Annotated in this window: 23 protein-coding genes; 14 read left to right on the top strand and 9 right to left on the bottom strand. The window is 62.6% G+C overall.

What is annotated here, in order from left to right; all coding sequences use genetic code 11:
- The first annotated feature begins 9 nt into the window (after nt 1–9).
- Genes nuoJ through nuoN form a run of 5 tightly spaced genes read left to right on the top strand, consistent with a single transcriptional unit; the run spans nt 10 to nt 5722 of the window.
- A complete protein-coding gene (gene nuoJ / locus INQ47_RS19525) occupies nt 10–510 on the top strand; it encodes an NADH-quinone oxidoreductase subunit J (protein ID WP_021783223.1) in 501 nt (166 codons plus the stop codon).
- A gap of 3 nt (nt 511–513) precedes the next feature.
- On the top strand, nt 514–822 hold the full coding sequence (gene nuoK / locus INQ47_RS19520; protein ID WP_003251446.1) for an NADH-quinone oxidoreductase subunit NuoK: 309 nt from the start codon (nt 514–516) through the stop codon (nt 820–822).
- The gene (gene nuoL, locus INQ47_RS19515; RefSeq protein WP_176682212.1) at nt 819–2672 is read left to right on the top strand and encodes an NADH-quinone oxidoreductase subunit L; all 1854 of its coding nucleotides are present in this window, start codon (nt 819–821) and stop codon (nt 2670–2672) included. The genes nuoK and nuoL overlap by 4 nt, the downstream gene beginning before the upstream one ends.
- A 40-nt stretch (nt 2673–2712) precedes the next feature.
- Nucleotides 2713–4245, top strand: a complete 1533-nt coding sequence (nuoM, locus tag INQ47_RS19510; protein ID WP_404702367.1) for an NADH-quinone oxidoreductase subunit M — start codon at nt 2713–2715, stop codon at nt 4243–4245.
- A gap of 7 nt (nt 4246–4252) precedes the next feature.
- Nucleotides 4253–5722, top strand: a complete 1470-nt coding sequence (gene nuoN, locus INQ47_RS19505) for an NADH-quinone oxidoreductase subunit NuoN (protein WP_103444696.1) — start codon at nt 4253–4255, stop codon at nt 5720–5722.
- 90 nt (nt 5723–5812) lie between these two features.
- On the opposite strand, the gene INQ47_RS19500 is transcribed toward nuoN, so the two are convergent.
- Nucleotides 5813–6076 carry an ogr/Delta-like zinc finger family protein gene (locus tag INQ47_RS19500; RefSeq protein WP_010954906.1) on the bottom strand — a complete coding sequence of 88 codons (264 nt, stop codon included), beginning with the start codon at nt 6074–6076 and terminating at the stop codon, nt 5813–5815.
- Nucleotides 6077–6255: 179 nt separating this feature from the next.
- Between INQ47_RS19500 and INQ47_RS19495 the strand changes: the two genes are divergently transcribed.
- Nucleotides 6256–6636 (top strand): helix-turn-helix domain-containing protein, encoded by a 381-nt coding sequence (locus INQ47_RS19495; RefSeq protein ID WP_404702366.1) that lies wholly within the window; start codon nt 6256–6258, stop codon nt 6634–6636.
- On the opposite strand, the gene INQ47_RS19490 is transcribed toward INQ47_RS19495, so the two are convergent.
- Genes INQ47_RS19490 through INQ47_RS19480 form a run of 3 tightly spaced genes read right to left on the bottom strand, consistent with a single transcriptional unit; the run spans nt 6633 to nt 7595 of the window.
- Entirely contained in the window at nt 6633–6995 is a 363-nt protein-coding gene (locus INQ47_RS19490) for a hypothetical protein (RefSeq protein WP_404702365.1), read from the bottom strand. The genes INQ47_RS19495 and INQ47_RS19490 overlap by 4 nt on opposite strands.
- On the bottom strand, nt 6988–7335 hold the full coding sequence (locus tag INQ47_RS19485; protein ID WP_404702364.1) for a head completion/stabilization protein: 348 nt from the start codon (nt 7333–7335) through the stop codon (nt 6988–6990). Before INQ47_RS19485 ends, INQ47_RS19490 begins: the two co-directional genes overlap by 8 nt.
- Nucleotides 7336–7346: 11 nt before the next feature.
- Nucleotides 7347–7595 (bottom strand): helix-turn-helix domain-containing protein, encoded by a 249-nt coding sequence (locus tag INQ47_RS19480; protein ID WP_003251454.1) that lies wholly within the window; start codon nt 7593–7595, stop codon nt 7347–7349.
- Nucleotides 7596–7815: 220 nt separating this feature from the next.
- Between INQ47_RS19480 and INQ47_RS19475 the strand changes: the two genes are divergently transcribed.
- Nucleotides 7816–9888, top strand: coding sequence for a TonB-dependent receptor family protein (locus INQ47_RS19475; RefSeq protein ID WP_404702363.1), 2073 nt, complete (start codon nt 7816–7818; stop codon nt 9886–9888).
- 103 nt (nt 9889–9991) lie between these two features.
- On the opposite strand, the gene chrR is transcribed toward INQ47_RS19475, so the two are convergent.
- A complete protein-coding gene (chrR, locus tag INQ47_RS19470; RefSeq protein WP_176682207.1) occupies nt 9992–10552 on the bottom strand; it encodes a class I chromate reductase ChrR in 561 nt (186 codons plus the stop codon).
- Between the two features lie 155 nt (nt 10553–10707).
- On the opposite strand from chrR, the gene INQ47_RS19465 reads away from it, so the two are divergent.
- The gene (locus INQ47_RS19465; RefSeq protein WP_003251457.1) at nt 10708–10926 is read left to right on the top strand and encodes a hypothetical protein; all 219 of its coding nucleotides are present in this window, start codon (nt 10708–10710) and stop codon (nt 10924–10926) included.
- On the opposite strand, the gene INQ47_RS19460 is transcribed toward INQ47_RS19465, so the two are convergent.
- From INQ47_RS19460 to INQ47_RS19445, 4 genes are all read right to left on the bottom strand, one after another.
- Nucleotides 10910–13159: an Orn/Lys/Arg decarboxylase N-terminal domain-containing protein gene (locus tag INQ47_RS19460; protein WP_252458630.1), complete on the bottom strand. Its 2250-nt coding sequence runs from the start codon at nt 13157–13159 to the stop codon at nt 10910–10912. The two genes, INQ47_RS19465 and INQ47_RS19460, sit on opposite strands and share 17 nt — an antisense overlap.
- A 275-nt stretch (nt 13160–13434) precedes the next feature.
- Nucleotides 13435–14193: a DNA polymerase III subunit epsilon gene (gene dnaQ / locus INQ47_RS19455; RefSeq protein ID WP_404702362.1), complete on the bottom strand. Its 759-nt coding sequence runs from the start codon at nt 14191–14193 to the stop codon at nt 13435–13437.
- Between the two features lie 50 nt (nt 14194–14243).
- On the bottom strand, nt 14244–14690 hold the full coding sequence (gene rnhA / locus INQ47_RS19450; RefSeq protein WP_176682204.1) for a ribonuclease HI: 447 nt from the start codon (nt 14688–14690) through the stop codon (nt 14244–14246).
- 13 nt (nt 14691–14703) lie between these two features.
- On the bottom strand, nt 14704–15477 hold the full coding sequence (locus INQ47_RS19445; RefSeq protein ID WP_404702361.1) for a class I SAM-dependent methyltransferase: 774 nt from the start codon (nt 15475–15477) through the stop codon (nt 14704–14706).
- A gap of 85 nt (nt 15478–15562) precedes the next feature.
- Here INQ47_RS19445 and gloB point away from each other — a divergent pair, with 85 nt between their 5' ends.
- From gloB to INQ47_RS19415, 6 genes are all read left to right on the top strand, one after another.
- Entirely contained in the window at nt 15563–16342 is a 780-nt protein-coding gene (gene gloB, locus INQ47_RS19440) for a hydroxyacylglutathione hydrolase (protein WP_252458633.1), read from the top strand.
- 100 nt (nt 16343–16442) lie between these two features.
- Nucleotides 16443–17873, top strand: a complete 1431-nt coding sequence (locus INQ47_RS19435) for a lytic transglycosylase domain-containing protein (protein WP_252458634.1) — start codon at nt 16443–16445, stop codon at nt 17871–17873.
- 220 nt (nt 17874–18093) lie between these two features.
- Entirely contained in the window at nt 18094–19923 is a 1830-nt protein-coding gene (locus INQ47_RS19430) for an extracellular solute-binding protein (RefSeq protein WP_252458635.1), read from the top strand.
- The gene (locus INQ47_RS19425) at nt 19920–21755 is read left to right on the top strand and encodes an extracellular solute-binding protein (protein ID WP_404702360.1); all 1836 of its coding nucleotides are present in this window, start codon (nt 19920–19922) and stop codon (nt 21753–21755) included. Before INQ47_RS19430 ends, INQ47_RS19425 begins: the two co-directional genes overlap by 4 nt.
- A gap of 1 nt (nt 21756) precedes the next feature.
- Nucleotides 21757–22830: a microcin C ABC transporter permease YejB gene (locus tag INQ47_RS19420; protein ID WP_021783280.1), complete on the top strand. Its 1074-nt coding sequence runs from the start codon at nt 21757–21759 to the stop codon at nt 22828–22830.
- 1 nt (nt 22831) lies between these two features.
- On the top strand, nt 22832–23851 hold the full coding sequence (locus tag INQ47_RS19415) for an ABC transporter permease (RefSeq protein ID WP_021783281.1): 1020 nt from the start codon (nt 22832–22834) through the stop codon (nt 23849–23851).

Below are 23851 nucleotides of genomic sequence, written 5' to 3'. Positions count from 1 at the left end.
GACAGAAAGATGGAATTCGCTTTCTACTTCGCATCCGGGATCGCCGTGGTCTCCACCCTTCGGGTGGTTACTGGCACCAACCCCGTGCACGCCTTGCTTTACCTGATCATTTCGCTGATTTCCGTGGCCATGATCTTCTTCGCCCTGGGTGCGCCGTTTGCCGGCGCCCTGGAAGTGATCGCCTACGCCGGCGCCATCATGGTGCTGTTCGTGTTCGTGGTGATGATGCTCAACCTCGGGCCGGCTTCGGTCGCCCAGGAACGGGGCTGGCTCAAGCCCGGTATCTGGGCAGGGCCGGTAATCCTCGGCACCCTGCTGCTGGCGGAGCTGCTGTACGTCCTGTTCGTCACCCCGAGTGGCGCCGGCATCAGCGGTACCACCGTGGGCCCGAAAGCAGTCGGCATCAGCCTGTTCGGCCCTTACCTGCTGGTGGTCGAACTGGCGTCGATGCTGCTGCTGGCTGCAGCCGTCACCGCCTTCCACCTGGGCCGCAACGAGGCGAAGGAGTAAATCATGGGTGCTATCCCTCTCGAGCATGGTCTGGCGGTCGCCGGCATCCTGTTCTGCTTAGGTCTGGTTGGCCTGATGGTCCGCCGCAACATCCTCTTCGTGCTCATGAGCCTGGAAGTCATGATGAACGCCTCTGCCCTGGCGTTCGTCGTCGCCGGTGCCCGTTGGGTCCAGCCCGACGGCCAGGTGATGTTCATTCTGGTGATCAGCCTGGCAGCCGCCGAGGCCAGCATTGGCCTGGCCATCCTGCTGCAGCTGTATCGCCGCTTCCACACTCTCGACATCGATGCTGCCAGTGAGATGCGCGGATGAACCTTCTCTTCCTGACTTTCGTCTTTCCCCTCATCGGCTTCCTGCTGCTGTCGTTCTCGCGCGGACGGTTCTCGGAGAACCTGTCCGCCCTGATCGGCGTCGGCTCGGTAGGCCTGTCGGCCGCCACGGCCGCTTACGTCATCTGGCAGTTCAACGTCGCCCCGCCTGAAGGCGGCGCGTACAGCCAGCTGCTGTGGCAGTGGATGTCGGTGGATGGCTTCGCGCCGAACTTCACCCTGTACCTGGACGGCCTGTCGGTCACCATGCTCGGCGTAGTGACCGGTGTCGGTTTCCTGATCCACCTGTTCGCGTCCTGGTACATGCGTGGCGAAGCCGGCTACTCGCGCTTCTTCTCGTACACCAACCTGTTCATCGCCAGCATGCTGTTCCTGATCCTCGGCGATAACCTGCTGTTCATCTACTTCGGCTGGGAAGGCGTGGGCCTGTGCTCGTACCTGTTGATCGGTTTCTACTACAGCAACCGCAACAACGGTAACGCGGCACTCAAGGCATTCATCGTCACCCGAATCGGCGACGTGTTCATGGCCATCGGCCTGTTCATCCTGTTCGCCCAGCTGGGCACCCTGAACGTGCAGGAACTGCTGGTGCTGGCACCGCAGAAGTTCCAGGCTGGCGACACCTGGATGGTGCTGGCCACGCTGATGCTGCTGGGTGGCGCGGTGGGTAAATCGGCCCAGCTGCCACTGCAGACCTGGCTGGCCGACGCGATGGCGGGCCCAACCCCGGTTTCGGCACTGATCCACGCCGCTACCATGGTAACCGCGGGCGTGTACCTGATCGCCCGTACCAACGGCCTGTTCCTGCTGGCGCCAGACATCCTGCACCTGGTAGGTGTGGTCGGTGGCGTGACCCTGGTACTGGCCGGCTTCGCCGCGCTGGTACAGACTGACATCAAGCGTATCCTCGCCTACTCGACCATGAGCCAGATCGGCTACATGTTCCTGGCCCTGGGCGTGGGTGCCTGGGACGCGGCAATCTTCCACCTGATGACCCACGCCTTCTTCAAGGCCCTGCTGTTCCTTGCCTCCGGCGCGGTGATCGTTGCCTGCCACCACGAGCAGAACATCTTCAAGATGGGCGGCCTGTGGAAGAAACTGCCGCTGGCCTATGCCAGCTTCGTGGTCGGTGGCGCTGCCTTGGCGGCCCTGCCGATCGTGACCGTGGGCTTCTACTCCAAGGACGAGATCCTCTGGGAAGCCTTTGCCAGCGGTAACACCGGCCTGCTGTATGCCGGCCTGGTTGGCGCGTTCATGACCTCGCTGTACACCTTCCGCCTGATCTTCATCGCCTTCCACGGCGAAGCCAAGACCGAAGCCCACGCTGGCCACGGCATCAGCCACTGGCTGCCGCTGGGCGTGCTGATCGTGCTGTCGACCTTCGTCGGCGCCTGGATCACCCCGCCGCTGGCGGGTGTGCTGCCGGAAAGCGCCGGCCATGCCGGTGGCGAAGCCAAGCACGCACTGGAGATCACCTCGGGTGCCATCGCCATCGCCGGTATCCTGCTGGCCGCCCTGCTGTTCCTGGGCAAGCGCCACTTCGTCAGCGCCGTAGCCAACAGTGGCATCGGTCGCGTCCTGTCGGCCTGGTGGTTCGCTGCCTGGGGCTTCGACTGGATCTACGACAAGCTTTTCGTCAAACCGTACCTGCTGATCAGCCACATCCTGCGCAAGGACCCGGTTGACCGCACCATCGGCCTGATTCCTCGGATGGCGCGTGGCGGCCACGTGGCCATGAGCAAGACCGAGACTGGCCAACTGCGCTGGTACACCGCCTCTATCGCCGTGGGTGCCGTGCTGGTGCTCGGTGCCGTGGTAGTGGCTGCGGTATGACTATGAATCTTGCGACTTTGCCAAAGGAAACCAACCCGTCATGATTTTGCCTTGGCTGATCCTGATCCCCTTCATCGGCGGCTTCCTGTGCTGGCTGGGTGAGCGCTTCGGCGCCACCCTGCCGCGCTGGATCGCGCTGCTGACCATGTCCCTGCTGCTTGGCATCGGCCTGTGGCTGTGGGGTACCGGTGACTACACCCTCGCTCCAGCCCCGGGCGCCGAACCGGCCTGGGCCCTGGAATACAAGCTCCAGTGGATCCAGCGCTTCGGCATCAGCATCCACCTGGCCCTTGACGGCCTGTCGCTGCTGATGATCCTGCTCACCGGCCTGCTCGGTGTGCTGTCGGTACTGTGTTCCTGGAAAGAGATCCAGCGCCACGTCGGGTTCTTCCACCTCAACCTGATGTGGATCCTCGGCGGCGTGGTCGGTGTGTTCCTGGCCCTGGACCTGTTCCTGTTCTTCTTCTTCTGGGAAATGATGCTGGTGCCGATGTACTTCCTCATCGCGCTCTGGGGTCACAGCTCGGCAGACGGCAAGAAGACCCGGATCTACGCGGCGACCAAGTTCTTCATCTTCACCCAGGCCAGCGGCCTGATCATGCTGGTGGCGATCCTGGGCCTGGTGCTGGTCAACTACAACACCACTGGCGTGCTCACCTTCAACTACAGCGACCTGCTCAAGGCCGAGCTGCCACCCGGTGTCGAGTACGTGCTGATGCTGGGCTTCTTCATCGCCTTCGCGGTGAAGCTGCCGGTGGTGCCGTTCCACTCCTGGCTGCCTGACGCTCACGCCCAGGCACCGACCGCAGGCTCGGTGGACCTGGCGGGTATCTTGCTGAAGACTGCAGCCTACGGCCTGCTGCGCTTCGCCCTGCCGCTGTTCCCGAACGCCTCGGCCGAGTTCGCGCCGATCGCCATGACCCTGGGCCTGATCGGTATCTTCTACGGTGCCTTCCTGGCCTTCGCACAAACCGACATCAAGCGCCTGATCGCCTTCTCCAGCGTCTCGCACATGGGCTTCGTGCTGATCGGTATCTACTCCGGCAGCCAGCAGGCCCTGCAAGGTGCGGTGATCCAGATGCTGGCCCACGGCCTGTCGGCTGCGGCGCTGTTCATCCTGTCCGGCCAGCTGTACGAGCGCCTGCACACCCGTGACATGCGTCAGATGGGTGGCCTGTGGCACCGCATCGCCTACCTGCCGGCCATCAGCCTGTTCTTCGCGGCGGCATCGCTGGGCCTGCCAGGCACCGGCAACTTCGTCGGCGAGTTCCTGATCCTGATCGGCAGCTTCGTGCATGTACCGTGGATCACCGTGATTGCCACCACCGGCCTGGTGTTCGGTTCTGTTTACTCGCTGATCATGATCCACCGTGCCTACTTCGGCCCGGCCAAGGCCGACACCGTGCTGGCCGGCATGGACGGTCGCGAACTGATCATGGTTCTGGGTCTGGCGGTATTGCTGATCCTGCTGGGCGTGTATCCGCAGCCGTTCCTCGACACCTCTGCCGCCACCATGAGTGGTGTGCAGCAGTGGCTCGGATCCGCTTTCACTCAACTCGCTTCGGCCCGGTAAGAGCGCTATGGAATTCACCACTCAACACTTCATCGCATTGGCGCCGATGCTGATCACCACCATCACCACGGTGGTGGTGATGCTGGCGATCGCCTGGAAGCGCAACCACTCGCAGACCTTCCTGCTGTCCACCGTGGGGCTGAACCTGGCCCTGCTGTCACTCCTGCCGGCGCTGAAGGTCGCGCCGCTGGCGGTCACCTCGCTGATCACCATCGACAAGTTCGCCTGCCTGTACATGGCGATCATCCTTATAGCGACGCTGGCCTGCGTCACCCTCGCCCACGCCTACCTCGGCGAGGGCTCCAAGGGTTTCCCGGGCAACCGTGAAGAACTGTACCTGTTGCTGCTGATGTCGGCCCTCGGTGGCCTGGTGCTGGTCAGCGCCAACCACCTGGCGGGCCTGTTCATCGGCCTGGAGCTGCTGTCGGTACCGGTTTACGGCCTGGTGGCATATGCCTTCTTCAACAAGCGATCGCTGGAAGCCGGTATCAAGTACATGGTGCTGTCGGCCGCAGGCTCGGCTTTCCTGCTGTTTGGCATGGCCCTGCTGTATGCCGACGCCGGCAGCCTGAGCTTCGACCAGATCGGCAAGGCCCTGGCTACCACCAGCATGCCAAGCCTGGTGGCCCAGTTGGGCCTGGGCATGATGCTGGTCGGCCTGGCCTTCAAGCTGTCGCTGGTACCGTTCCATCTGTGGACCCCGGACGTGTACGAAGGCGCTCCGGCGCCGGTCGCCGCGTTCCTGGCAACCGCCAGCAAGGTGGCAGTATTCGCCGTTGTCGTACGCCTGTTCATGCTCTCCCCTGCTGCCAGCAGCGGCGTGCTCAGCACCGTACTGGCAGTGATTGCCGTAGCCTCGATCCTGATTGGTAACCTGCTGGCGCTGACCCAGAGCAACCTCAAGCGCCTGCTGGGTTACTCGTCCATCGCCCACTTCGGTTACCTGGTCATCGCGTTGGTCGCCAGCAAGGGCCTGGCACTGGAAGCCATGGGCGTGTACCTGGTCACCTACGTGATCACCAGCCTGGGCGCCTTCGGCGTCATCACCCTGATGTCCTCGCCATACGGTGGCCGTGACGCCGATGCACTGTACGAGTACCGTGGCCTGTTCTGGCGCCGCCCGTACCTGACTGCGGTACTGACCGTGATGATGCTGTCGCTGGCGGGTATCCCCCTGACCGCCGGCTTCATCGGCAAGTTCTACATCATCGCTACCGGCGTCGAATCGCACCTGTGGTGGTTGGTCGGTGCGCTGGTGATCGGTAGCGCCATCGGCGTGTACTACTACCTGCGCGTCATGGTTACCCTGTACCTGGTCGAGCCGAACCTGCGCCGTCACGACGCCCCGCTGAAGTGGGAACAGCGCACCGGCGGCGTCATGCTGCTGGCTATCGCCATTCTCGCTTTCGTACTTGGCGTGTACCCGCAGCCCCTGCTGGACCTGGTTCAGCAAGCGGGCCTGCAACTGATCGGTTGATCACCCCGGCAGCCCTAGTAACAGAAAACACCCCGCCTAGGCGGGGTGTTTTTTTATCTGCACCTTTTATTACCTGCTCCCAATGGTGCCTCACTCACTCGGGCTGCCTTGGCCTGCACCCGGCAAAGCGGCCTTGCGCAAATCACCATTGGCCGAAGGCAGGTACACTTCCGGGTTGGGCATGCCGCTGGGAGAGAGTTCATGGGTCATTTCGAATTCAGCGCGTACTGACCATCCACACGCCTCGGTGGTGCATTGCAAATAAGCGATTCGCAGGAAAATATGGCGCCCTTCGCTAGTACGTATACGCATCCGGCTGTGGCAATGCGGGCAAACCAGCTTGTAAGTACTCACGGCAAGTACCTGCTAGCATTGCCCAGGCTAGCCTGTGTGTCAGTATTGGCTGCAACTGTGGGTGTATTCTTCAATTTGGTGGTTCTCACTGCAGAAGTGCTCCTTAAAACGCAGGGCTGTATTCATAACGAGTAGTTTAAGCCCATGGAATATCATTAAACCAGTCATGGATATTTGTTATGAGTACTCACGGACTTGCTGCGGTGCTCACGCGCCTTAAGCTTCTCACTGATGCACAAACTGATGCCGAGTTGTCACGTGCACTGTCGGTCAGCCCGCAAACGCTGAGCAGCTGGAAGGTTCGCGAAAGCATTCCTTACTCACTTTGCATAGACATTGCCAAAAAGCATGCATGCTCACTGGACTGGCTATTGCTGGGCCAAGCCGAACACAACGCCGCCGCCCCAAGTGATACGGGCTGGGAGTGCGAAATGCTCGAACGGCTGCGCACGCTCTCGCCCAGCGATCGCCAGGCCATACTGCTGTTCATCAAGGACAAGCAGCGCATCCAGCAGTTGGAACAGCAACTGAGTGAGCTCGGCGGCGCAGCCAATGGCTAACCCCGACGGCGCCAGCGCTGGATGAGCTCGCGTGGGTCGAGTGAATCCAGCCAGACCATGACCTTGAGGCTGATGGGGATCACCACCACAGCGGCCACGAATGCCGCCATGCCCCGGGTCAGCAAAGGCACCAATGACGAAACCAGTGGCTCGAACAAATGGCCCACGCCCACGGTCACGAATAGCAGCAGCAGTTTCTTGGCCAGTGTCAGGCGCCTGGCCTCACTCGTGATCAATCGATCGCGTGCCGCGCTCACCAACAATGCTCCCAGTAGCGCGGCGAACAGCACATCGCCATCCACACCCAGGAACGCCACCAATGCTGGGGCCAGGCTGTCGAAAACAGATACCTCAGGCATGGGCCTGCCCTCCGCGCGGAACAGGCAGGCAGGTGGTTGAACCCAGGCTATACATGACCGTCGCTTCGACAAAACGGATGTAGCACACCCGCAAGGCACGCCCATGATCATGCCCGGCTACATCATCGAGGCGCTTGTAACCCCGCTCTCGCAGTACTGACCGCCAGCGGGCGAATTCGCGTGCTGCCTCGATAGCAGCGCAGCGCGCGGCCACTTCCAAAGCAGCTTCACTGACAGACCGCGGCAGTTGCAGGTGCTCCCGCAACCGGCACAAATCCACCCGCGGCCAGAACGGGTCATGGCAATCGGCAAAGCGCGGTAGCCGAGGATCGTTGCTCATGCGCTACCCCCTTACTGCTCGGCCAGCATGCCGTAGCGAATGGCCTTGATCACAGCGGCCACCCGGGTAGGCACTTCAAATTTGCGCAGGATGTTGGACACGTGAAAATTCACCGTCGACTCCTTGCATTCAAGGATCTGGCCGATCTCCCAAGAGCTCTTGCCATAAGCACACCACAACAGCACTTGCTGTTCACGTGGCGTCAGGCGAACCGGGGCGTCCGCCAGGGGTTGCTGCGAGTGTCGAGCGTTGTCAGTCATGTTTGAACTCCACGGGTGATTGAGCGGGGCATTGCTGCCTACCTGCAGTCACCTTACGAAGCACAGGCCACCCGCCTCCACCGCCGTGGTTTGTAAAGAACTTTCGTACAAGACCGTATGACGAAGGATGCGCACGATTTGCTGACTTTCTGCGTGCTCCAAGCCGCATTTCGCTCGTCTCAACGCCGTTGTCCATTCGCCTTTCGCCTGGAGTCGTACAATGCGTTCCGATTTACCCCTCTCATCCTGCCTCGGTCTGCTGGCGGCACTGGCTGCCACTCAGCCCGCCTTGGGGGCATCCGCGGTCGAACTGGGCCGGGTGCTGATCACCGATGAGGAGCAGAACGAGCTGACGGCAGCCGGCGAGCGCCTGCGTGAAATACCGGGAGCCAGCAACCTGGTAGACATGCAGCGCGTGGGGCAAGGCCGAGTGGCCAGCAACCAGGACGTGCTGGCCTACCAGCCAGGGGTGTTCGCCCAATCGGCAGGCAACGATGGCATCAAGCTGTCGATACGCGGCTCGGGCCTCAACCGTGCGCCGGGGGCGCATGGTTCCGGTGTCTACACGATGTTCGATGGCCTGCCGCTGACCGGCCCGGGCGGCACACCTTACGAATTGTTCGAACCGCTGTGGCTGAGCCGTGCCGAAGTGCTGCGTGGCGCCAATGGCTTCGACCAAGGCGCCCTGGCCTTGGGCGGTGCCATCAACTATGTCACCCACACCGGCTACGACGCGCCTGCACTGCAAGTGCGCTACGAGGTCGGCAGCCGCGGCTACCAGCATCGGCACATCAGTTCGGGCCAGGTGCTGGGCAATCTCGACTATTACGTGGCCCTGACCGATTCGGAATACGACGGCTACCAGGCGCACAGCAGTGGCAGCGCCAAGGGCATTGCCGCCAATGTCGGTTACCGCTTCAACCCTAACCTGGAAACCCGCTTCTACCTGCGCTACCGGGAAACTGAAAACGAACTGCCCGGGCGCCTGACCAAAGACCAGATCAAGCACCACCCGCGCGCGGCCAACCCCTCTTATCTGGCCCGCGACGACAGCCGCCCGCAGCCAGGCAGCACCTGGGTGGGCAACAAGACCACCTTCTACCTCGACGACGAGGCGCGCCTGGAAGCCGGACTGGTCTATCACGACTACCCGATGGACCTGCGCGAGGGCCCCATGCGCCTGAAGGTCGCCTACACCGATGTTAGCGGCACATTGAACTATTTGCGCCGCGACACCCTGTTCGGCCGCGAGAGCAAGACCACCGTCGGCTGGCGTACTACCAAGCACCTGCCCAACAGCGGCGCTTCGCAATTTACCCGCAATGGCGATGTGTTCGGCGAGCGCACCCGTGACTTCACCTACCAGGGCTCGGACACCGTGCTGCATGTTGGCAACGACCTGGAACTGGTCCCCAACCTGTGGCTGAGCACCGGCCTGGCCATGATCTACACGCGCCGCGAAAGTGACGTGACCTACCCCGCCGAAGGCGGCAAGGTGAGCATGCATGACTGGGACTATGCGCCCCGCCTGGGGCTGCGCTACGACATCCGCCCGGACTTGCAGGTGTACGGCAACCTGAGCCGCTCGGTAGAGCCGCCACACCCATGGTCGTTGATCTGGAGCGCGCCCAGCACAGGCGGCAAGCAGATCCAGCCGATCGAGATGCAGAACCAGACAGCCACCACCCTGGAACTGGGCGCCCGTGGCGACTCGGTGTTCGGCCGCTGGGACCTGGCCTGGTACTACTCGCAAGTACGCCACGAACTGCTGGCCGTTGAGGTAGTGCCGAACTTCACCTCGGAGTTCAACGCCAGCGCTACCGTGCACCAAGGCGTTGAAGCCGGCCTCGACAGCACCCTGTGGGAACGCGCGGGCACTGGCAAGCTGAGCTTGCGCCAGGCCTACACCTTCAGCGACTTCCACTACCGTGATGACGACACATTTGGCGACAACCGTCTGCCCGGCATCCCCATGCACTACTACCAGGCCGAGCTGCGCTATGACTGGCCGAGCGGCTTCTATGCCGGGGTCAACACGCAAATGGCCTCGAAGGTGCAAGTGGACTACGCCAACAGCTACCACGCAGATGAATATGCCTTGCTCGGTGCGCGCGTTGGCTGGGACTCACCGAAGCAGGACTGGCAGACCTGGCTGGACCTGCGCAACCTGACCAACCAGCGCTATGCAGCGACCGTGACGCCGGCCTACAACGACGCTGGCAAGGACAATGCCCGTTCGACACCGGGCGAAGGGTTTGGCGTATATGCGGGGGTTTCGTACAGCTTCCGCTGACGGGTAGGAGCGGGTTTACCCGCGAATGCGTCGTTGAATTTACCGACGCATTCGCGGGTAAACCCGCTCCTACGGGGGGGTTACTGCACAGCATGATTCGGGGTCAGACCGCCCTGTTCAACTTCACCCATGAAGCAAACCTGTCGACAAACGCCTGCAAGAACGGTCGCGTCTTGTCGTTGAGCTTGCCGGAATCCTCGAACAGGCTCGCCGCCCCGCCAAGGTAAGCCTCGGGCATCTGCATGCAGGGCATGTCGAGAAACACCAGCGACTGGCGCACCGCATGGTTGGCGCCAAAGCCCCCAATAGCCCCCGGCGACACACTCACCACCGCCGTCGGCTTGCCGCTCCAGGCACTTTGCCCGTAAGGACGCGAGCCCACATCGATGGCATTTTTCAGGCAGCCCGGCACCGAGCGGTTGTATTCCGGGGTGACGAACAGCACCGCATCACTGCGGCGGATCTCATCGCGAAAACGCTTCCAGGTTTCCGGCGGTGCCTCGGCTTCAATATCTTCGTTGTATAACGGCAGGTCGCCAATCTCGACGATCCTCAGGGCAAGGCTGGACGGCGCCAGCTCCGAAAGTGCGCGGGCGACCTTGCGGTTGTAGGACTCCTTGCGCAAGCTACCGACGACGACTGCTACCGAATACACCTGGCTCATGGCAATTCCAACCTTTGCGGGGTAAAGAGACGTTGTAGTTATAGATGACCGTTCTCCGGCGCCTAAGTTTTTTTCCGCAGGGCGAAAACTTCCGAGTCTGTTTCACGGTCTATGCCTTCATACATTTCCTACGTAATTCAGAGGTTTCCACCCAAATGGCAGCAGTAATGGTCGGCCAATTCCACGCCCGTGACGCCGAAGGCCGCATCTACCCCGTGCACGAGTTCCAGGAGTCCACCCTGCAACTCGACGGCAGCACGCTGGGCGCCCCCATCACCACCTACCGCCTGGCCATCGGCGACAAGGTCAACCACCTGGGTGATAACCGTTTCGAACTGGCACGCTCCGGCGTCGAGATCACGCGCATTCCGTGATGCAATCCACGGTGTAGCGCCCCCCTTCGTGCTGCAGGCCGTGCACATCGGCGACGAACCCGGGAAAGCCTTGGTTGAATGCTCGGGCGAATGCCAGGTAGTCAAGGATCGAGCGGGTCGCCTCAGTGAACCGCTCACCCGGCATGATCAACGGGATGCCAGGCGGGTACGGCACCAGCATCACCGCTGCCACGCGCCCCAGCAGTGCCTCGATCGGCACCGCCTCCACCTCGCCACGCACCATCTTGTCATAGGCCTGGGCCGGGCTTACCGCCACCTCCGGCAAATGGGTGAACAGCCGCTTCAACTGCTTGGCCGTGGCATTGGCGCGGTAGCAGTCATGTAACTGGTCGCACAGGTCGCGCAGGCCCATGCCCTGGTAGCGTAAGGCGTCGGCCGCCCCCACGCTCGGCAGGCAACTGCTGAGCGGGGTGTTGCCGTCATAGTGGCGCTTGAACTCCAGCAACTCGGTGAGCAGGGTGCTCCACTTGCCCTTGGTGATGCCCATGGAAAACAGCACCAGAAAGCTGTACAGACCCGTTTTTTCCACCACCAGCCCGCGTTCCCAGAGAAACTTGCTGACTACCGCCGCCGGGATGCCGCGCGCGCCCAGCACACCGTCTGCGCTCAGCCCCGGCATTACCAAGGTCACTTTCAGCGGGTCGAGCAGCACATAATCGGCCGCCACTTCAGCAAACCCATGCCATTGCGCCCCTGGTTGCAGCAACCAGTCTTGCGCGGCCAGACGGGGGATGCCCTCGGCACTTGGCGGCTGCCAGATGCTGAACCACCAGTCCTCTGCGGCAATGTGCTCACGCAGGTTGGCCAGAGCACGACGAAAACTCAACGCTTCGTCGAACATCTCCTGCAGCAGCGAGCGCCCGGCCGGCCCTTCCATCATGGTCGAAGCCACATCCAGCGAGGCGAGAATGCTGTATTGCGGCGAGGTCGAGATGTGCATCATGAACGCTTCGTTGAAACGGTCCCGGTCCAGCTGCCGCCTGGCGCCGTCCTGCACATGAATCATCGAGGCCTGGCTGAACGCCGCCAGCAGCTTGTGGGTGGAGTGGGTGCTGAACACCAGCGGGCTGTCTGCCGCGCAGGCGGTGCCCATGGCGTAGCGCCCGGTGAAGAAGTCGTGGAACGCGGCATAGGCAAACCAGGCCTCGTCGAAGTGCAGCACCTCGACACTGGTACCCAGGGTCTGCTTGATCAGCCCAGCGTGGTAACACAGCCCGTCGTAGGTGGAGTTGGTCACGACCGCCAGCTTGATGCGCGGCCCACGATCACGGGCAAGGGGGTTGGCCTGGATCTTCGCAGCGATCGCCTCGGGGCTGAACTCGCTGAGCGGGATTGGGCCGATGATGCCCAGCTCGTTGCGCTCCGGGCACAGGTACAGCGGGATGGCCCCCGTCATGATGATCGCGTGCACCACCGATTTGTGGCAGTTGCGGTCCACCAGTACCAGGTCGTCACGGCCGACCATGGCGTGCCAGACGATCTTGTTGGCCGTGGAGGTGCCATTGATGACGAAGAAGGTATGGTCGGCGCCGAAGTTGCGCGCCGCCCTGGCCTCGGCTTCGGCCAGTGGGCCTGTGTGGTCGAGCAGCGAACCCAGCTCCGGTACGGAAACGGACAGGTCCGAACGCAGGGTGTTTTCCCCGAAGAACTGATGAAAGGCTTGGCCTACCGGGCTTTTATGATAGGCCACACCGCCACCATGGCCCGGGGTGTGCCAGGAATAGTTGGACTGCGCAGTGTGCTGCACCAGCGCCTTGAAGAACGGCGGCAGCAAGCCATCGAGGTAGGTGTGTGCAGCACGCGCCACCTGGCGGGCGAGAAACGGCACGGTGTCTTCGAACAGGTAAAGGATGCCACGCAACTGGTTGAGCTCGCTCATGGCTTCGGCGGGGGCATTTTCCAAGGTCACCTGCTCGCCCAGGGCGAAGATCGGCAGGCTGGGTGCACGCAGACGGGCCAGGCGGATCAGCTCGGCCATGTTCTGCAGCAAATGGGTGTTCTCGCCAGCGCCTTCGGCCGCGATGAGCATGCAGGCCAGGCCATGGTGGGTGGCGGCGACCAGGCGCGCTTCGGCGTGGTCGGCTGCGGCGAGAATGGCAAAGCCATCCTGGCGCAGTTCCTCTGCAATGCCCCGCACCCGATCGCCGGCGACGCTGTCGGCCTTGATGGCGCGGTGGACGATGAGAATCGGGAACTTGAGGTCCTTGTACATCAGGCGGCTACCTCAAAAGGACATGGCGTCCCTTTCAGGGTAGTTGAGCCTTGTATTGCCTGTACTGGCCTTTCGCGGGTGAACCCGCCCCTACACCTGATTGGTGGTGGACACCGGTCGGTGATTGGACACAGGCGTCGTAGGAGCGGGTTTACCCGCGAAAGGACCGGGCCTGCTGGCCAATCTGCCCCCGCCATTCACCGCCGCAGCCACCACCGTATTCGCGGGTAAACCCGCTCCTACAACGATCTCCACTTCTGTTGCAGGGCGAAAGATCAGCCGGCTGGTGTCTCAGTCAGGGTCTGCCACAGCGAAGGCCCACCCGCCGACTTGGCAACGGCCGCCAGACGCTCGGCATGCGCCTCCAGTTCCTCGGCGCTGGCCATGATCACCCGCCCCGGGGTACGCCCGACAATCCGGCGGATCTCGCTGCCGCCAGCCCCCTGCCCGTCATCGTCGGCATCTGCGCCATGGCCAGCCAGCGACAGGCTGGTCTGGCCACCGGTCATGGCCAGGTAAACGTCAGCCAGCAGTTCCGAGTCGAGCAGTGCGCCGTGCAACTCACGGCCTGAGTTGTCGATGTCGTAGCGTTTGCACAGCGCATCCAGGCTGTTGCGTTGCCCCGGGTGGCGCGAACGTGCCAGCAGCAGGGTGTCCAGAATGGTGCAGTGCCGCGAAATGTCAGCGCGATCCTGCTGGCCCAGCAAGGCGAATTCGTTGTTGATGAAGCCAACGTCGAACGCCGCGTTATGGATGACCAGCGTGGCACCCTGGATGAAGTCGAAGAACTCTTCGGCGACATCGCCAAAGCGTGGTTTGCCGACCAGGAAGGCATCAGTGATGCCGTGAACGTTGATCGCGCCCTCGTCACTCTCGCGGTCTGGCTGCAGGTAGACGTGGAAGTGCCGCCCGGTCAGACGCCGGCCGATGACCTCGACACAGCCGATCTCGATGATCCGGTGGCCTTCGCCAACCGGCATACCCGTGGTTTCGGTATCGAGAATGACGAACCGCTTATCTTGCTGCTGCTCCACGCAGGCGCTCCAACTTGCATCAGTTACAAAGACTGCGATTGTACCCCAGCTCAACGCTGGGCGCGCACCTCATCGACCCCGCGGTTGGCCAGTTGGTCGGCGCGTTCGTTGCCGGGGTGGCCGATATGGCCGCGCACCCACTTCCAGGTCACCTTGTGGCGGTTGACCTGCTCATCGAGCTGCTGCCACAGGTCGGCATTCTTCACCGGCTCCTTGGCCGCCGTCTTCCAGCCGCGCTTCTTCCAGTTGACCATCCATTCGTTGATGCCCTTCATCACGTATTGCGAGTCGGTGGTCAGCACCACTTCGCATTCGCGTTTCAGCGCCATCAGCCCCTGGATAGCAGCCATCAGCTCCATCCGGTTGTTGGTGGTTTCGCGTTCACCACCCCACAGTTCCTTCTCGACGCCCTTGTAGATCATCAGGACGCCCCAGCCACCCGGGCCGGGGTTGCCCTTGCAGGCGCCATCGGTAAACATTTCGATGCTTTCGCTCATGTACCACTCATGTTCAGTGCTTTTCGGTATCAGGGTTGGCCGCCGTGCGGTTGACCTTGGCCAGCGGCAGCGGCAGCAGCTTGCCCATCGGCTCACGGCGCTCCGGGCGCAATGGCCGCAGGCCCACCACCATCTTGCGCGCCACCAGCAGGTACACCCCGCCACCGAAGCCCTGCCAGCCGCAGGCCAGTCGTTCCCAGCCTTCAAGGCGTTGCTGCCAGGCCGGTGAGGCAAGCGGCGGACGATAGCACCCGAAGCGGCGTTTCTCCAGCGCGAAGCCCAGCAGGTTGAGCCAGTCGCCCACCCGTGACGGCGAGATGCAGCGCGCCTTGCGCAGAGCACCGTGACTGAAGAAATGGCGCATACCCCAGCTGCTCCACGGGTTGATCCCCACGATCAGCAGGTGCCCGCCCGGGCGCACGGCACTGGCGGCCTCGCGCAGCAGGCCATGGGGCGACAGGCAGAAGTCCAGGCCATGCTGCAGCACCACCACATCGGCAGCGTGCTCGCTCAACGGCCAGGCCTGCTCTTCGCAGACAATCTCCACCCCCGGCAACGGCGCACCAAGGCGCACGTTACGCTGCACTTGGGGGGCTCTGGGCGGTGGCTCGGCGCAAGGCCCGTAATGTACGAGATAACCGCCAAAGAAGCGCCCGAGCTCTTCTTCCAGCAGTTTGTCCTCCTCCATGAGCATCAGTTGGCCGAGTGGGCCGTTGAACCACTCACGGGCCAGGCTGATCAGCTCGACCCAGTCCGGGTCGGCCTGAGCAAAGGCTTGGTCGGTCATTGCGCTCTCCCTCGAAGGTTCTCCCACCGCGCCATCGCGGCTAAGATGCCCTCATGTGCCACGCTAGGCGAATCGGATCCGCACCATGATACAGATCGATGCTCTCCCCGCTTTCTCCGACAACTACATCTGGTTGTTACAGGATACTGCCAAACGCCGTTGTGCGGTGGTCGACCCGGGCGATGCCGGCCCGGTGGAGCGCTGGCTGGCGGCCAACCCCGAGTGGGTGCTGAGCGACATCCTCGTCACCCACCACCACAATGACCACGTCGGCGGGGTGGAACGGCTCAGGCAATTGACCGGTGCACGGGTCTGTGGCCCGGCCAACGAGCGCATTCCCGGCCGCGACCTGGCCCTGGACGAAGGCGACAGGGTGGACGTATTGGGTGTGACATTCCAGGTACTGGCAGTACCCGGCCACACCCTGGGGCATATCGCCTTCTTCAGCGACCAGCCAGCAACGCCCGTCCTGTTCAGTGGCGACACCCTGTTCGCCGCCGGTTGCGGACGCATGTTCGAGGGTACAGCCGAACAGATGCAGCCCGCCCTCGCCCGCCTGGCGGCCCTGCCAGCGCAGACAGAAGTGTACTGCGCCCATGAATACACCCTCAGCAACCTGCGCTTCGCCAAAGCTGTAGAGCCGAGCAACCCGCACGTTCAGCAACGGTTTGAGGACGTTACCCGTTTACGCGCCGAAAATCGCATCAGCTTGCCCTCAACGATCGGCCTGGAGCGCCTGACCAACCCCTTTCTGCGTACCTCTGAAACATTAGTTAAACAAAAAGCAGACGAATGGAAGGGACATTCAAACACCTCGCATGTCGCTGTTTTTGCTGCCTTGAGGTCTTGGAAGGACAGCTTCTGATAACCGCAAGATATATCGCAAGTGAGGGTCAAAGGTTGACCGGGGCCGGGGCGGTTTCTAGAATCGCCGAAATTTTTCGCCCGGATACCTGTGTCAGCCGATGTCTTCCCGTAGCCGCAGAACCTCTCATTCCGTCGCCCTGACGCGCCTGGCCCAAATCAGTGCGCTGGCCTTGGCAGCCACGCTGGTGGGCTGCCAGAGCACCCGTCAGCTCGACGAATCCGATAGCGTTCGCGCGCACAACTACCAGGCGCGGATCAAGCACAAACCTTCCCCGCTGCTGGTCAAGCCGGCCGAGCAGGCACCGCAGGATGTCTGGGAGCGCATGCGCCAGGGCTTCGCCCTGCAGGACAGCATCGATGTCAACCCGCGCATCGAGCAGCAGCGTTTGTGGTTCGCCAGCAACCCGTCCTTCATAGAGAGCGCCGGGGAACGTGGCAGCCTCTACCTGCACTACATCGTCGAGCGCCTTGAAGAACGTGACATGCCGCTGGAGCTGGCCCTGCTGCCCGCCATCGAAAGCGCCTACAACCCCATGGCCTACTCACGCGCCAGCGCTGCCGGCATGTGGCAGTTCATGCCGGCTACCGGTCGTCACTTCAACCTGCGCCAGACCAATTTCTATGACGGCCGCCGCGATGTCACCGCGTCGACCAACGCCGCGCTGGATTACCTGACCCGGCTGCACGACATGTTCAACGGCGACTGGCTGTTGGCCCTGGCGGCCTACAATGCCGGCGAAGGCACCGTCAGCCGAGCCATCGAGCGCAACGAAAAGCTCGGCCTGCCGACCGACTACTGGAACCTGCCGCTGCCACAGGAAACCCGCGACTACGTGCCCAAGTTGCTGGCGCTGTCGCAGGTGGTGTCCACGCCAGAAGCCTATGGCATCAATCTCACCCCGATCGCCAACGAACCGTACTTCGAAGCGGTGGCGATCAAAGATCGCCTGGACCTTACCCGGGTCGCGGCCTTCGCCAACATCGACGAGGACGAGCTGATCCAGCTCAACCCGGCATTCAAGAAGCGCATGACCGTCGATGGCCCGAAACAGCTGCTGGTGCCCACCGCCAAGGCGCAGCTGCTCAGTGCCAGCCTGTCCAACCTCAACCCTGAGCAGCTGGTCAGCCTGCAACCACCGAAAGCAGCGTTTGCCAGGGCTGTGGCCGAAGCCAAGGCACCGGTGGCGGCACGCAGCTACCGGGTCAAGCGTGGCGATAACCTGAGCGTCATCGCCAGGGCCAACCGTGTATCGGTCAAGGACATCAAGCGCTGGAACCGCTTGTCCGGCAACAATCTGCGCGCTGGCCAGGTTCTGGCCCTGCGCGGTGGCAGTGCACCGAGCGCCGCCGGCAACCGGGTCGCAGCATCCGGAAAGCGCTCCACCAAATATAAGGTGCGCAAGGGCGACTCCCTGTACCTGGTGGCCAAGCGCTTCAATGTGAAAATGACGCACCTCAAGCGCTGGAACCCACGCAGCGGCCACGCCCTCAAGCCAGGCCAGACCCTGACCGTCTACGTCGGGCATTGAGTCGTTACAGGGGCTGCTTTGCAGCCCATTCGCGGGCACGCCCGCTCCCACAGGTTTTTCACAGCCCTCAAAGCCGGTGCCGTACCTGTGGGAGCGGGCGTGCCCGCGAATGGGCCTGAAAACCCAGCCACTGGAAAACCCCAGCCCCTCTCTTTTTCCAACCCCACCAAGCTGTTACTGTACTCGATCAAAGCCCAACGCCTCTGGATCGGATGCCGACTTGATACGTCCCCTCCTGCTGTCACTCAGCCTGGCCTTGAGCTTTCCCGCAGCCGCGATGGTGAGCGAAAGCCACGGATACGCGCAGTTCGGCACGCTCAAGTACCCAGCCACCTTCACCCACTTCGACTGGGTCAACCCGCAAGCGCCCAAGGGCGGCACATTGCGGGCCATGGCTTTTGGCACCTTCGACACACTCAACCCCTACACCTTCAAGGGGTCGAGCCCGATTACCACGCCCAACTTCCAGCAGTACGGCATCAGCGAGCTGAACGAGCCACTGATGGTCGGCACCGGCCAGTACGACCCGTCTGGTGACGAGCCGACCTCCAGCTACGGCCTGATCGCCCGCTCGGTGGAGTACAGCGAGGATCGCAGCTGGGTGGTGTTCAACCTGCGCCCGGAGGCCCGCTGGCATGACGGCCAGCCGATCACCTCGGCTGACGTGGCCTTCTCCTACCGCACGCTGCTCAAGGATGGCCACCCGATCTACCGCACCAACCTGCAGGAAGTGCAGCGGGTAGATATCCTCGGCCCGCTACGCATCCGTTTCGTGTTCAAACGCGCCGGCAACCCGCTGCTGATTCTGCGTCTGGGCGAAATGCCTGTGCTGCCCAAACACTACTGGCAGAAGCGCGACTTCAAGGCCACCACCTTCGAGCCCCCGCTGGGCAGCGGCCCCTACCGCATCACCCAGGTACAACCCGGGCGACGCCTGGTGTTCGAACGGGTGAAGAACTACTGGGGCAAAGACCTGGCGGTCAACCGTGGCAAGTACAATTTCAATCGGGTGGAATACGAGTTCTATCGCGATGCGACGGTGGCCTTCGAAGCCTTCAAGGCCGGCGAGTTCGACATCTATATCGAGCACCAGGCAAAAAACTGGGCCAACGGTTACAACTTCCCTGCCGTGCGCCGGGGTGAAGTGATCAAGGCACAAATCCCGCACAGCATCCCCACACAAACACAAGGCCTGTTCATGAACAGCCGCCGGGCCGCGTTCAGCGACCCGCGGGTACGCCAGGCACTGGGGCTGATGCTGGACTTCGAGTGGACCAACCGCGCGCTGTTCAGCAGCGCCTACCGCCGCTCGACCAGCTACTACCCCAACAGCGAGTTCGCCGCCAGCGGCCTGCCCACCGGCAAGGAGTGGCTGCTGCTGGCGCCGTTCCGTGACCAGTTGCCAGCCAAGCTGTTCAGCGAACCCTACAAGGTCAGCCATACCGATGGCCGGGGCATCAGCCGCCAGACCTTGCGCCAGGCCCTGGGCCTGCTCGCCGAGGCCGGCTGGAAGCTGCACGGCCAGCGCCTGGTCAACAGCAAGGGCCAGCAATTACGCATGGAACTGCTGCTGGTAAACCCCAACCTTGAACGCATCCTGCAACCTTATGTCGAAAACCTGTCCAGCATCGGCATCGATGCGCGCTTGCGTACCGTGGACCGCGCCCAGTACAAACAACGCCTGGACCAGTTCGATTTCGACATGATTCTGATGACCCTGAACCAGACCCTGAGCCCCGGCCTCGAACAGTGGCTGTACTTCCATTCCAGCCAGGCCGCGACAAAGGGCAGCAAGAACTATGCTGGGGTCAAGGACCCGGTGGTCGACCACCTGCTCGACACCCTGCTCGCCGCCCGTACCCGCGATGACCAGGTCGCCGCTGCCCGCGCCCTGGACCGCGTGCTCTCATGGCACTACTACATGATCCCCAACTGGTACCTCGACAACCATCGCCTGGCCTACCGCAACCGGTTCGCCTTCGTCACCACGCCGCCCTACACCCTTGGGCTGAACAGCTGGTGGATCAAGACTTCGGAGAAAGCCCAATGACGCCAACGCACCGTCTGCGCCGGCTGGCAGTCAGCCTGTTGCTGGCCTGCCTGAGCCTTCCCGCGCTGGCCGCACCGCAGCACGCGCTCACCCTTTACGATGAGCCACCCAAGTACCCCGCCGACTTCAAGCACTTCGACTACGTCAACCCGGACGCGCCCAAGGGGGGCACCTTCCGCCAGTCCAGCTTCGGCGGCTTCGACAGCCTCAACCCGTTCATCAACAAAGGCGTGGCGGCCGAGAACATCGGCATTATCTATGACACCCTGATGCGCCAGAGCCAGGATGAACCGTTCACCGAATACGGCCTGGTTGCCGGCAAGATCGAAAAGGCCCCGGACAACAGCTGGGTGCGTTTCTACCTGCGCCCCGAAGCGCGTTTTCATGACGGTCACCCCATGCGCGCCGACGATGTGGTGTTCACGTTCAACGCCCTGATCAAGGACGGCGCCCCGCTGTACCGCCAGTACTACGCCGACGTCGCCGACGTGGTCGCCGAAGACCCGCTGAAGGTGCTGTTCAAGTTCAAGCACACCAACAACCGCGAGCTGCCGCTGATTCTCGGCCAGTTGCCGGTACTGCCCAAGCACTGGTACGAAAACCGCGAATTCAACCGCGGCAACCTGGAGATCCCGTTGGGCAGTGGCCCGTACAAGGTCGCAAAGGTCAAGGCCGGGCGCTCGGTGCGCTACGAGCGGGTCAAGGACTACTGGGCCAAGGACCTGCCGATCAACCGCGGCTTCTACAACTTCGATGTCATGACCTTCGACTCCTACCGCGACACCACCGTCGCCCTCCAAGCACTCAAGGCCGGGGCGTTCGACTATGCCCTGGAAGTCAGCGCAAAGAACTGGGCCACCGCCTACGACGTGCCCGCCGTGCGCGAGGGTCGCCTGATCAAGGAGGAGCTGCCCAACGGCAACCCCACCGGCATGCAGGGTTTCATCTTCAACATCCGCCGCCCGGTGTTCCAGGATGTTCGCGTGCGCCAGGCACTGAGCCTGCTGCTGGACTACGAGTGGACCAACAAACAGCTGTTCAACGGCGCCTATACCCGCACCAGCAGCTACTTCGACAACTCGGAAATGGCCGCCCACGGACTGCCCAGCCCCAACGAGCTCAAAATCCTCGATCCACTGCGCGGCAAAGTGCCCGAGCAAGTGTTTACCGAAGTCTTCCACAACCCGGTCAGTGACGGCAGCGGCATGATCCGCGAGCAACAGCGCCAGGCCTACAAGTTGTTGCAGGACGCGGGCTGGAAAATCGTCGACGACAAAATGGTCGACGCCCAAGGCAAGCCGGTAAGCATCGAATTCCTGCTGGCGCAGACCGAGTTCGAACGCATCCTGCTGCCGTTCAAACGCAACCTCGCCGACCTCGGTATCGAGCTGAACATCCGCCGGGTCGACGTTTCGCAATACATCACCCGCCTGCGTTCTCGGGACTACGACATGATCGTCGGCGGTTATCCGCAGTCCAACTCGCCGGGCAACGAACAGCGCGAGTTCTGGTCCAGTGCCGCCGCCGACAACCCCGGCAGCCGCAACTTCATCGGCCTGCGCGACCCGGCCATCGACCAGTTGGTGGAACAACTGATCAACGCCGACTCGCGCCAGAGCCTGGTCGACCACTGCCGCGCCCTCGACCGCGTGTTGCTGTGGGGCTACTACGTGATCCCCAACTGGCACATCAAGACCTGGCGTGTGGCCTACTGGAACCACATCGGCCACCCGAACGTGTCGCCCAAGTACGACATCGGCATCGACACCTGGTGGATCAAGCCCGAGGTAACCCCGGCGGTCAGCGAAGCGCCTGCGGACGAGGCCAACTGAGATGCTGGCCTACATCCTGCGCCGCCTGCTGCTGATCATTCCGACCCTGTTCGGCATCCTCATCATCAACTTCATCATCGTCCAGGCCGCCCCCGGTGGCCCGGTCGAGCAGATGATCGCCAAGCTCGAAGGCTTCGAAGGCGCCACCAGCCGCATTGCAGGTGGCGGCGCCGAGGTTTCCGTGGCCGGCTCCAACTACCGCGGCGCCCAGGGCCTGGACCCGGCGCTGATCGCTGAAATCGAGCGCATGTACGGCTTCGACAAGTCGCCACCCGAACGCTTGTGGATCATGATCAAGAACTACGCCCGGCTGGACTTCGGCGACAGTTTCTTCCGCGATGCCAAGGTGATCGACCTGATCGCCGAGAAGATGCCGGTTTCGATCTCGCTGGGGCTGTGGAGCACGCTGATCATGTACCTGGTGTCGATCCCGCTGGGGATCGCCAAGGCCGTGCGCCACGGCAGCCACTTCGACGTGTGGACCAGCTCGGCGATCATCGTCGGCTACGCCATCCCCGCGTTCCTGTTCGCCATCCTGCTGATCGTGCTGTTCGCCGGTGGCAGCTACTTCGACTGGTTCCCGCTGCGTGGCCTCACCTCCAACAACTTCGACGAACTGAGCACTACCGGCAAGGTGCTGGACTACTTCTGGCACCTGGTACTGCCGATCACCGCACTGGTCATCGGTAACTTCGCCACCATGACCCTGCTGACCAAGAACAGCTTCCTCGACGAGATCAACAAACAGTACGTGGTCACCGCCAAGGCCAAGGGCCTGAGCCGATCACGGGTGCTGTACGGCCACGTGTTCCGCAACGCCATGCTGCTGGTGATCGCCGGCTTCCCTTCGGCGTTCATCGGCATCTTCTTCACCGGCTCCTTGCTGATCGAGGTGATCTTCAGCCTCGACGGCCTGGGCCTGATGAGTTTCGAAGCGGCCATCAACCGCGACTACCCGGTGGTCTTCGGTACCCTGTTCATCTTCACCCTGCTAGGGCTGGTGGTGAAACTGATCGGCGACCTGACCTACACCCTGGTCGATCCACGCATCGACTTTGCCAGCCGGGAGCACTGACATGGCCTTGTCCCCCCTCAACCGCCGGCGCTTCGAGCGTTTCAAGGCCAACCGCCGTGGCTGGTGGTCGCTGTGGCTGTTCCTGATTCTGTTCGGGCTGAGCCTGGGCGCCGAGCTGATCGCCAACGACAAACCGATCGCCGTACGTTACGACGGCGAATGGTACTTCCCGGCGTTCAAGCGCTACCCGGAAACCACCTTCGGCGGCGAATTCCCGCTGGAAGCCAACTACAAGAGCCCCTACATCCGCGAACTGCTGGCGAAGAAAGACAGTTTCGTGCTGTGGGCGCCCATCCCGTTCAGCTACCAGAGCATCAACTATGACCTGCGTGTCCCCGCCCCTGCCCCACCTTCGGCGGACAACTGGCTGGGCACCGACGACCAGGGCCGCGACGTGCTGGCACGGGTGATCTACGGCTTCCGCATTTCGGTTCTGTTTGCCCTCACCTTGACCGTGGCCAGCTCCATTATCGGCGTCATCGCCGGCGCCCTGCAGGGGTTCTACGGTGGCTGGGTCGACCTGACCGGGCAACGCTTTCTGGAAATCTGGTCTGGCCTGCCTGTGCTGTACCTGCTGATCATCCTGGCCAGCTTCGTGCAGCCCAACTTCTGGTGGCTGCTGGGCATCATGTTGCTGTTCTCGTGGATGAGCCTGGTGGACGTGGTACGCGCCGAGTTCCTGCGCGGACGCAACCTGGAATACGTGCGCGCCGCCCGCGCGCTGGGCATGCGCAACGGGGCGATCATGTACCGGCACATCCTGCCTAATGCCATGATCTCGACCATGACCTTCATGCCGTTCATTCTCACCGGCGCCATCGGCACCCTCACCGCCCTGGACTTCCTCGGCTTCGGCCTGCCTGCCGGTTCGCCTTCATTGGGCGAGCTGGTGGCGCAGGGCAAGTCCAACCTGCAGGCTCCGTGGCTGGGTATCAGTGCCTTTGCCGTGCTGGCGCTGATGCTGAGCCTGCTGGTGTTCATCGGCGAATCCGCCCGCGATGCCTTCGACCCGAGGAAGTGA

Origin of the sequence: Pseudomonas sp. 3HC3, assembly GCF_044904505.1 — a bacterium.
Classification (GTDB): Bacteria; Pseudomonadota; Gammaproteobacteria; order Pseudomonadales; family Pseudomonadaceae; genus Aquipseudomonas; species Aquipseudomonas putida_Y.
The sequence above is the reverse complement of the archived record's forward strand: the minus strand, read 5'-3'. Positions and strand labels throughout refer to the sequence as shown.